The organism is Sphaerisporangium sp. NPDC049002 (assembly GCF_040649355.1).
Lineage (GTDB): Bacteria > Actinomycetota > Actinomycetes > Streptosporangiales > Streptosporangiaceae > Sphaerisporangium.
This window is the reverse complement of sequence record NZ_JBEZFH010000271.1, coordinates 1-8,762: the sequence shown is the minus strand read 5'-3', so window position 1 is coordinate 8,762 and position 8,762 is coordinate 1. Positions and strand designations below refer to the sequence as shown.

9 protein-coding genes and 2 pseudogenes are annotated in these 8,762 nt (G+C 72.5%); 7 read left to right on the top strand and 4 right to left on the bottom strand.

All coding sequences use genetic code 11. From position 1 onward, the window contains the following. The 5 genes and pseudogenes from AB0B89_RS32805 to menC form a co-directional block, all read left to right on the top strand. A pseudogene (locus AB0B89_RS32805) lies at positions 1 to 428 on the top strand (4-hydroxyacetophenone monooxygenase); the annotation flags it as partial. 184 nt (positions 429 to 612) lie between these two features. Next, positions 613 to 1,710: a dipeptidase gene (locus AB0B89_RS32800; RefSeq protein ID WP_358560537.1), complete on the top strand. Its 1,098-nt coding sequence runs from the start codon at positions 613 to 615 to the stop codon at positions 1,708 to 1,710. After that, a complete protein-coding gene (locus AB0B89_RS32795) occupies positions 1,710 to 2,810 on the top strand; it encodes a M20/M25/M40 family metallo-hydrolase (RefSeq protein ID WP_358560535.1) in 1,101 nt (366 codons plus the stop codon). The genes AB0B89_RS32800 and AB0B89_RS32795 overlap by 1 nt, the downstream gene beginning before the upstream one ends. 37 nt (positions 2,811 to 2,847) lie before the next feature. Next, complete coding sequence (locus AB0B89_RS32790) at positions 2,848 to 3,690, top strand: GNAT family N-acetyltransferase (RefSeq protein WP_358560533.1); 843 nt, start codon at positions 2,848 to 2,850, stop codon at positions 3,688 to 3,690. Continuing rightward, complete coding sequence (gene menC, locus AB0B89_RS32785; protein WP_358560531.1) at positions 3,687 to 4,793, top strand: o-succinylbenzoate synthase; 1,107 nt, start codon at positions 3,687 to 3,689, stop codon at positions 4,791 to 4,793. Before AB0B89_RS32790 ends, menC begins: the two co-directional genes overlap by 4 nt. 15 nt (positions 4,794 to 4,808) lie before the next feature. Here the strand turns inward: menC and AB0B89_RS32780 are convergent, their stop codons facing one another. After that, positions 4,809 to 5,189: a VOC family protein gene (locus AB0B89_RS32780; RefSeq protein WP_358560529.1), complete on the bottom strand. Its 381-nt coding sequence runs from the start codon at positions 5,187 to 5,189 to the stop codon at positions 4,809 to 4,811. A 234-nt stretch (positions 5,190 to 5,423) separates the two neighbouring features. On the opposite strand from AB0B89_RS32780, the gene AB0B89_RS32775 reads away from it, so the two are divergent. Further along, positions 5,424 to 6,131: an SSI family serine proteinase inhibitor gene (locus AB0B89_RS32775; protein WP_358560527.1), complete on the top strand. Its 708-nt coding sequence runs from the start codon at positions 5,424 to 5,426 to the stop codon at positions 6,129 to 6,131. An 89-nt stretch (positions 6,132 to 6,220) separates the two neighbouring features. Here AB0B89_RS32775 and AB0B89_RS32770 read toward each other — a convergent pair whose 3' ends face one another. Then, positions 6,221 to 6,394 (bottom strand): hypothetical protein, encoded by a 174-nt coding sequence (locus tag AB0B89_RS32770; RefSeq protein WP_358560525.1) that lies wholly within the window; start codon positions 6,392 to 6,394, stop codon positions 6,221 to 6,223. Positions 6,395 to 6,470: 76 nt separating this feature from the next. Further along, positions 6,471 to 6,623: pseudogene (locus tag AB0B89_RS32765) on the bottom strand (hypothetical protein); the annotation flags it as partial. 27 nt (positions 6,624 to 6,650) lie between these two features. Between AB0B89_RS32765 and AB0B89_RS32760 the strand changes: the two are divergent. After that, positions 6,651 to 7,271: a hypothetical protein gene (locus AB0B89_RS32760; protein WP_358560523.1), complete on the top strand. Its 621-nt coding sequence runs from the start codon at positions 6,651 to 6,653 to the stop codon at positions 7,269 to 7,271. Here the strand turns inward: AB0B89_RS32760 and AB0B89_RS32755 are convergent. Then, positions 7,225 to 8,762 (bottom strand): protein kinase (locus AB0B89_RS32755; protein ID WP_358560521.1); only part of this gene is annotated, 1,538 nt, incomplete at its 5' end. The two genes, AB0B89_RS32760 and AB0B89_RS32755, sit on opposite strands and share 47 nt — an antisense overlap.

Sequence of the window (8,762 nt, the reverse complement as noted above, 5' to 3'; positions counted from 1 at the left end):
TGGGCGTCGACGACCACCGGTTCCTCGGCGGCCCCGGCCGCTGGCGCGACTCCGGCATGATGGGCGTCGCCACCGAAGCCTACCTGGGCATCGCCGTGCCGTACTTCCCGAACCTCTTCCTGCTGTACGGGCCGAACACCAACCTCGGCCACAACTCGATCATCCTGATGATCGAGTCGCAGGTCCGCTACATCATGGGCTGCCTGCCGCTGCTGTCGGCGCGCGGGCCGATGGAGGTGCGTCCGGCCACCATGGACGCCTGGCGGCGGGCCCTCGACCAGGCCATGGCCCGCACCGTCTGGGAGGCGGGCTGCCACAGCTGGTACAAGAACGCCGCCGGAAGGGTGACCAACAACTGGCCCCGGCCGACGACGGTGTACCGCAGGATCACGCGGGCCCCCCGGCCCGGGGCGTACACCTTCGGCTGACCTCCGTCCACCCGCCCGGGACCTGGCGGCGTGGATTTCGATTTGCCCCGCGTGCGTATACGGTCGGATGAAACCGGACACTCGGGGCGAACAAGCCGCCCCTTCCGGCCAGCCGACTTCCGCGTCGCGGGCATGACACGTGGGAAGGACCGCTGGCGAGGTCCAAGGCGAGAGGAGTCCACACGTGTTCGCTGACCTGCATCAGGACGCGATCGTGGCAGACACCCACAACGACCTCCTGATGGCGGTCTCGGCGAGGCCGCCGGAGATGTGGGCGTCGTTCTTCCGGGAGCGGTGGCTGCCCCAGCTCCGCGAGGGCGGCGTCGACGTGCAGGTCCTGCCGGTCTTCATCGACAGCCAGTACCGCCCGGAGGGCGCGCTCCGCCAGACCCTGCGGATGATCGAGTGCGCCCACGCGCTGGCCGAGGGCAACCCCGGCGACGTGAGCATCTGCCACGACGGGCAGCAGATCGACGAGGCGCTCGCACTCGGCAAGATCGCCCTGGTCATCGCCCTTGAGAGCATGCCGGGCCTGGACGCGAGCGTGGAGCTGCTGCCCACCCTGTTCCGGCTGGGCGTCCGCGTCGCCTCCATCGCCCACTGGGGCCGTACGCCGCTCGCCGACGGCAGCGGGGAGGACGCCACCGGCAGCCGCCTCACCGCCTACGGCGTCGCGGCCCTCCAGGAGATGGAACGGCTCGGCATGATCTTCGACATCTCCCACCTGGGAGCGTCGGGCGTGGCGCACGTACTGGAGATCGCCACGCGGCCGGTCATCGCGACGCACTCCTCCGCGCGCGCCCTGCGCGACCACCACCGCAACCTCACCGACGGGCAGCTGCGCGCGGTGAGCGCGGGCGGCGGCGTCGTCTGCGTCAACTTCCTCGCGGCGTTCCTGTCGGAGAAGCCCGAGGGCTACACGGTGGAGCGGCTGGCGGACCACATCCTGCACATCGCGGACGTCGCCGGCGTCGACCATGTCGGCCTCGGCCCCGACTTCATGAAGGAGGTCATGACCGACCTCACCCCTCCGTGCTGCGAGGGGTTCAGCTACAGCGGCATCGACTCGGGAATGGCCATCGAGGGGCTCGACGGGCCGGGCGGCATGCCGCTGGTCACCGAGCAACTGCTCAAGCGTGGCCTGGACGAGGAGGACATCCGCAAGATCCTCGGTGGCAACGTGATGCGCCTGTTCCGCGCCGAGCTCGGACGTCCCGCGCCGAGGACGGCCGCGCAGGAAACGGCCGTACAAGGGATCGCAGAGCAGGGACCGGTCAGGTGATGCCCGGCGACCTGCCGGTCATGCTCGACGACCTGGAGGAGCTCGTCCTGTGTGAGTCCTTCTCCACCGATCACGACGCGGTCGCCGCCAGCGCCGCGGTCGTCGCCGACCTCGGCGCCCGGCATCTCGGCGTACGGCCCGAGACGGTCGTGCTCGGCGGGGTCACGCACCTGCGCTGGAGCTTCGGCACGCCCCGCGTCCTGCTCCTCGGCCACCACGACACGGTCTGGCCGATCGGGTCGCTGCGCACGCACCCGTGGTCGGTCACCGGCGGGATCGCCCGCGGCCCGGGAGTGTTCGACATGAAGGCCGGGCTCGTCCAGATGTTCCACGCGCTGCGCTCGCTCGCGTCGGTGGACGGGGTGTGCGTGCTGGTGACGGGTGACGAGGAGCTGGGCTCGCCCACCTCGCAAAAGCTCATCGAGCAGAGCGCCCGGGAATGTTCGGCCGCGCTCGTCCTGGAGGCGAGCGCCGACGGCGGCGCGCTGAAGACCGCCCGCAAGGGCGTCTCCCGGTACGAGGTGGCCGTGCACGGCGTGGCCGCCCACGCGGGCCTGGAACCCGAGAAGGGGGCGAACGCCGGGGTCGAACTGGCCCACCAGGTGCTCGCCATCGCCGCGATGGCAGACCCGGGCGGCACGACGACCGTGACCCCGACCGTGATGAGCGCGGGCACGAGTGCCAACACCGTGCCCGCGCGGGCGGCCGTCGCCGTCGACGTACGCGCGTCCGACCTCTCGGCGCAGTCCCTCGTGGACGCCCGGATGCGCGCCCTGTCGCCGAGCCTGCCCGGCACGCGCCTCGTGGTGACGGGCGGGCCCAACCGGCCTCCGATGGACGTCGCCTCCTCGTCCGCCCTGTTCAAGCTGGCGGAGCAGGCCGCGGCCGAGCTGGGGCTCGGGCCCCTGCGCGGCGTGCACGTCGGCGGCGGCTCGGACGGCAACTTCACGGCCGGGGCCGGGTGCCCCACACTCGACGGCCTCGGCGCGGTGGGCGGCGGGGCGCACGCGGCGCACGAGCACGTGATCGTGGAGGAGATGCCCCGCCGCGCGGCCCTGCTGGCCAGGCTGGTGGAAGCGATCCTGGAGGGCCGGCAGTGACCGTTCCACGCAGGTGCCCGGGCTTAGGGGGCGGGCCGTGACCTCGGGAAGCGTCGTGTCGCTCGCGGGCGCGGCCACCGCGCAATGGCAGGCCGCCGCCAGGGACGCCGGGGTGCTGGTGCGCGAACTTCACGAGATCGCGGAGTTCGAGCTGGTCCACCGCCTGTACGACGAGATCTGGCACCCGGAGCCCGCGAACGTCCCGATGAGCGTGGAGCTGATGCGCGCGTTCTCCCACAGCGGCAACTACGTGGCCGGCGCCTTCGAGGGCGCCGTGCTGGTCGGCGCGAGCGTCGGCTTCCTCGCCGGTCCCCCCGGTACGGCGCTGCACTCCCACGTCACCGGCAGCATCATAGGGCGCGGCATCGGGTTCGCCCTGAAGCTCCACCAGCGAGCCTGGGCGCTGTCGCGGGGGCTCGGCCGGATCTCCTGGACCTATGATCCTCTGGTGCGCCGCAACGCCTACTTCAACATCGCCAAGCTCGGCGCCCGCCCCGAGCAGTACCTCCCGTGCTTCTACGGGACCATGGACGACGTGATCAACGCGGGCGACGAGTCCGACCGGCTCCTGGCGGTGTGGCGGCTGGGCGAGCCTCACGCGCTGGCGGCGTGCACGCGCACGGCGCGTCCGGCGCGGGCTCCCGAGGGGGCCGTGGTGGCGCTGGCCGCCGAAGACGACCGCCCGGGCGCCGGGCGTACGGACGGACGGGTGCTCCTGGTCGAGACCCCCGAGGACATCGAGAGGCTCCGCCGCTCCGACCCGGCCGCCGCCAAGGCGTGGCGCCACGCGATGCGCGACGTGCTCGGCGGGCTGATCGACGGCGGTGCGCGCGTCACCGGGTTCACCACCGACGGCCACTACATTTTGGAGCGAGCGTGAAGATCACCGGTGTCGAACTGCGCAGGATCGCGATGCCGCTGGTCGCGCCGTTCCGTACCTCGTTCGGCACCGAGACCGAGCGGGACGTGCTGCTGGTCAGGGTGGTCACCCCGGAGGCCGAGGGGTGGGGCGAGTGCGTGGCGATGTCCGAGCCCCTGTACTCCTCCGAGTACGTCGACGGCGCCGCCGAGGTGATGCGGCGCTTCCTGATCCCGGCTCTCACCGCCCTGCCGAGCATCGACGCGTACGCCGTGGGCCGGGCGCTTTCTCCCTTCAAGGGCCACCGGATGGCCAAGGCCGCGCTGGAGACGGCCGTCCTCGACGCCGAGCTGCGCGCGGCCGGCAGGTCGTTCGGCTCCTTCCTCGGCGCCTCCCGCGACCGGGTGCCGTGCGGGGTGTCGGTCGGCATCATGGACTCGATACCGAAGCTCCTCGACGCGGTGGCCGGCTACCTGGACGAGGGCTACACGCGGGTGAAGATCAAGATCGAGCCCGGGTGGGACGTGGCGCCCGTACGGGCGGTGCGGGAGCGCTTCGGCGACGACCTGCCGCTGCAGGTGGACGCCAACGCCGCCTACACCCTCGTGGACGCCCCGCACCTGGCGCGGCTCGATGAATTCGGCCTGCTGCTGATCGAGCAGCCGCTGGCCGACGACGACCTGGTGCAGCACGCCGCCCTCGCGAAGCGGCTGAGGACTCCCCTGTGCCTGGACGAGTCGATCGAGTCGGCCGAGCACGCCGCCGCCGCGATCTCGCTCGGGTCCTGCTCGATCATCAACGTCAAGCCCGGCCGGGTGGGCGGGTACATCGAGGCCCGGCGTATCCACGACCTGTGCCGGGCGCACGGGATCTCGGTGTGGTGCGGCGGCATGCTGGAGACCGGCCTCGGCCGGGCCGCCAACGTCGCGCTGGCCGCGCTGCCCGGCTTCACCCTTCCCGGCGACACCTCGGGATCGAGCCGCTACTACGCGACCGACATCACCGAGCCGTTCGTCCTGAAGGACGGCCACCTGCCCGTGCCCACCGGCCCCGGCCTCGGCGTGGAGCCCGTGCCGGACATCCTGGAGAAGGTCACGACTTCCAGGGAGTGGATCGCCGCCTGACCGGCTCGGCGCCCCCTACTCGGACACGAACAGGCAGAAGGGGTGCCCGGCGGGGTCGAGGTAGACCCGCACGTCGTCCTGCGGCTGGAACTCGGCGAGGGTCGCGCCCGAGGCCTCCGCGTGAGCACCCGCGACGTCGAGATCGTCGACCAGGATGTCGAGGTGGACCATCATCTGCTGGTCGCCGGGACCGGCGGGCCAGGCCGGCCGGACGTAGGCCGTCTCGGTCTGGAACGACAGCCCCGGCCCGCCGCCGGGCGCGGCGAGCTTCACCCAGTCGGGCTCGTCGTCCCGCACCTCCCATCCGAGGAGCCGGTGGTAGAAGGCCGCCAGCTCATGGGGGTCGGGTGAGCCGAGCACGATGCCCGACACCGTCATTCGTGGCCGATCGATCACGTCGCCTCCTTGGTCGCCTGACGGCCAACCTTAGGCAACGGGTCCGACAGGTCGCGTCCAGCACTCGCCCTGCCGGACGTCCCGGACAAGGTCACCAAGTCCCCAGAGTCCGAGCGGAAACCGCCCACACCCGTACGGCGGCGGGGTAGAGATATCGCATAGAAAGGGTGTGATCAGAGCGTCGATCACCGCTGTGAGCGGGTGAGCGCGGGAGGCTGTAGTCCGCTCATCGTCATGCGTGATCGGGGGATTCACTTGCGACGTCTTTACACTGGCCTGAGCTGTCTGGCCTTGGTCCTCGGTGCGGCTGCCGCCGCCGGTTCGGCGGCCGGCGCCTCTGCGGCCTGGGATCCGCCACCCGGCGCTCCGGGCCTGGGCGACCAGCCTCCGGGCCTGGTCGACCAGCCCTTGATCGGGGCGACACCACCGCCAGGGCCTCACATCTTGCCCTTCCCGAAGCCGACACCACCGGGACCTCTCACAGGGCCGACGCCGGGACCACACCCGTGGCCGACGCCGGGACCACACACCGGACCGACGCCGGGACCACACCCGTGGCCGCCCGCGGGACCACACACCGGGCCAACGCCGGGACCACACACCGGTACGGTGCCCGGGTCGCCTGATCGGCGCACCCGGTCTCTGGTCCTGAGCAAGCAGCGCGGAATCACGCCGCTTTCATCCAGTCGCGTCGTGACCGTACGATGCTCGCCTCCAGGAGGGACGCACCCCTCGGCGGCGAGCGCCTGCCGTGTGCTCATCCCGGTCGGCGGCGATGTGAGCAGGCTGAGCGTGGCGCTGGGGACCCACTGCCCGAGGATCTTCAGTCCTGTGACGGTCACCGCCATCGGCACCTGGGATGGTCGCCACATCTCGGTGCGCCACACCTACAGCAACTCGTGCACCCTGCGAGCCGCCACGGGTTCGGTTTACGATTTCTGATCGTGCGCACGCCGCACACGAGCTGACAGGAGGGCCCCGGCCGCCGGCCGGGGCCCTCCTCGTCCGCGGTGACGGGCCGGTCGTGCCGCTCACCGGGCAAGGGGCACGAGACCGGGTGTGGCCGGCCCGTCGGTGCCCGGACGGCCCGCCGGGGCGAAGGAGGTCAGCGACTCCGGCAGCCATAGGCGGGGGCCACCGTGCCGCAGCCGCGTGAGGAAGGCCAGGACCCCGGCGAGGCCGGTGTTGAAGCCCACGAGGTCCACTTCCTCGGTCTCGTCGGGGGTCTCCGGTCTGCTGCCACATGCGTACGAGGAACGTGCCCACTCCGGAGGAGCCGCTGCACCAGTGGGTCATGAGCGGGCTGTCGTCCTTCTCCCCGCTGGGCCAGTAGGCGGCCCCGCGTTTCACCTCGACGACGGATAGGAGGGTGCCGGCCGCGCGGGCGGCCAGGTCCAGGCAGCGGGCGTCGCCGGTGGCGCGTGCCTCGGCCAGCAGGAACGCTCCGACTCCCGCGACGCCGTGCGCGAAGCCTTAGTGGACGAGGCCGGCGAGCATGGAGGCGAAGTCCCGCGCGATCGGCCACACGGTGCGCCCGTCCCTGAGCTCGGCCGCGGCGGTGAGAGCGCACGCGGCCCGCCGCGCCCGGTCCAGGAATCCGTCGTCTCCCGTGACTTCCCAGAACCGGAGCTGGGTGAGCCCGGCTCCGGCGACGCCGTGGCAGACGTCCGGATTCGGCCAGCTGACCGGGACGCGCCGGGCGAGGTCCGCGGCGAGGCGGACGAGGTCCTCCTCACCCAGCGCCCGGCCTCCAGCAGCGCCCAGGCGGTGCCCGACCGGCCGAAGTGCAGTCCCGGCAGGGCACGGGGCTCGCGCGGCACGTTGCGGGCGATCCAGTCCGCCACGGTCGCCACCGCGTCCCGCAAGGCCGGGTCGGGCCGGGCCTCGTGTACACGGGTGAGTACGCCGAGGACCCCCGCGACGCCGTGGTGGACGCTGAACGGGTCGGTGGCCGCGGTGAACGCGGCCGGCCTCCAGAGCCGGCCGGAGTCGTCCGGCCCCATGGTGAGCAGCAGGTGCTCGGTCGCGTGGACGATCATCCGCTCCACGTCCGCGGCGCCGGGCCTCGCGGGCGGCACGTGACGGGCGTGCGGTCGCTCCGGCCCGGCGCCGCGGACGTCGTCCAGGCATGGGCGTCGCTCCGGCCCGGTGAGGAAGGCGCGCACGTCGTCCAGGCGCGGGCGTCGCGCCGGGTCCGGGTGCAGCAGCGGGACGATGATCGCGGCGAGCCACCGGGCGGCCGGGTTCGCGGCGGCGAGGTGGCCCAGCCAGGTGCCGATGCGCTCCTGACGCGTCCGCGTCTCCGGCTGGTCGGGGACGAGCATCGGGTCGGCCCCGCTGACCAGGTAGAACAGGGTGGCGCCCAGGCTGTAGAGATCGGCGGCCGTTGTGGGGCGGCGCAGATCGGTGCCGCGTCGACCTGCTCCGGCGCCGCGTACCCCGGCGTGTAGGCCTGGCTGACCCGCTCCCCCGGCGTCGCGAGCATCTCCAGGTCGATCAGGCGCAGGTCGCCGTCCTCGGTCACCATGATGTTGTTGGGGTTGAAATCGCGGTGTACCAGGCCCTTGGCGTGGGCCAGCTCCACCAGCCCGACCAGGCCGCAGGCGATCCGCTCGGCGGTCTCCCTCGGGAGCCCCCAGCCCTCGCCGTCATCCGGCTCGATGGTGTCCCTCACCCACTGGCGCAACGTGACTCCTGGTATCGCCTCCTGCACCAGGAACAGGTCACCCTGCTGCTCGAACACCTCGACCAGGCGTGCCGTCGCCCCGGAGGGCTCGAACAGCTCCAGCATCCGCGCCTCATGACGGCGGGCGACGCGGATGTCGTTCCCGGTCAGGTCGGCCACCGTGTGCGGGCGTGCCTGCTTGACGACGACCTGGCCTCCCGTCCGCTCATCGGTGGCCCGGTACACCCCACCGCCGAAGGCGTGCCGGATGACCTCTCGCACCACGTACCGGCCGTTGAGCAGCACCGGTCCCTGGCCGTCCCCCGCGGGCCCCTGGTCCGGCGGCTCCCCGGTGAAGGGGTCCCTCGGCGCCCACGACGGCGGGGAGAACCACGCCTGCCGCCGGTCCGGCTTCAGGCTCCCGTCGGGGGCCACCAGCATCGCCTCGTACGTCCCGTCGTTGCCGAGCGTCCGCACGCCGGCGAACGCCCCGAACCGGTAGTGAACCAGGCTCCCCGGGCGGTAGGGCCGATCGGAAAGGATGCCCGGCCCCGGCAGCCCCTCGGTTTCGGCTCGATGCGGCTGCCGCTGCGTCCGGAGGCGCGTCCGCCCGCTCGCCCTCGCCCTGCTGGGGCTCCTGGTGGTCAGGGCGCTGGCGGAGGCGGGAAGCGGGATCGCCCAGGTCGCGGTGACCACCCGCGTCGCCCTGACCCTGCGCGAACGGCTCACCCGGCAGGTCTTCGCCCTGGGCGTCGCCGGTGCGAGACGCCACCTCACCGGAGACCTGGTGGCCCGCATGACGGGTAACGCCGCGGCGCCGGCCATGACGATGCCGGCCAGGAGCCCGACGCCCATGGCGGAGCTGAAGAACCGGTTGGCGAACAGCCGCACGTCCAGCAGGGGGCTTT

Excerpts from the sequence above, each read along its gene's own strand:
- AB0B89_RS32795 (WP_358560535.1), top strand. The coding sequence starts at position 1,710 with ATGCCCGGCGACCTGCCGGTCATGCTCGACGACCTGGAGGAGCTCGTC.
- AB0B89_RS32775 (WP_358560527.1), top strand. The coding sequence starts at position 5,424 with ATGCGTGATCGGGGGATTCACTTGCGACGTCTTTACACTGGCCTGAGC.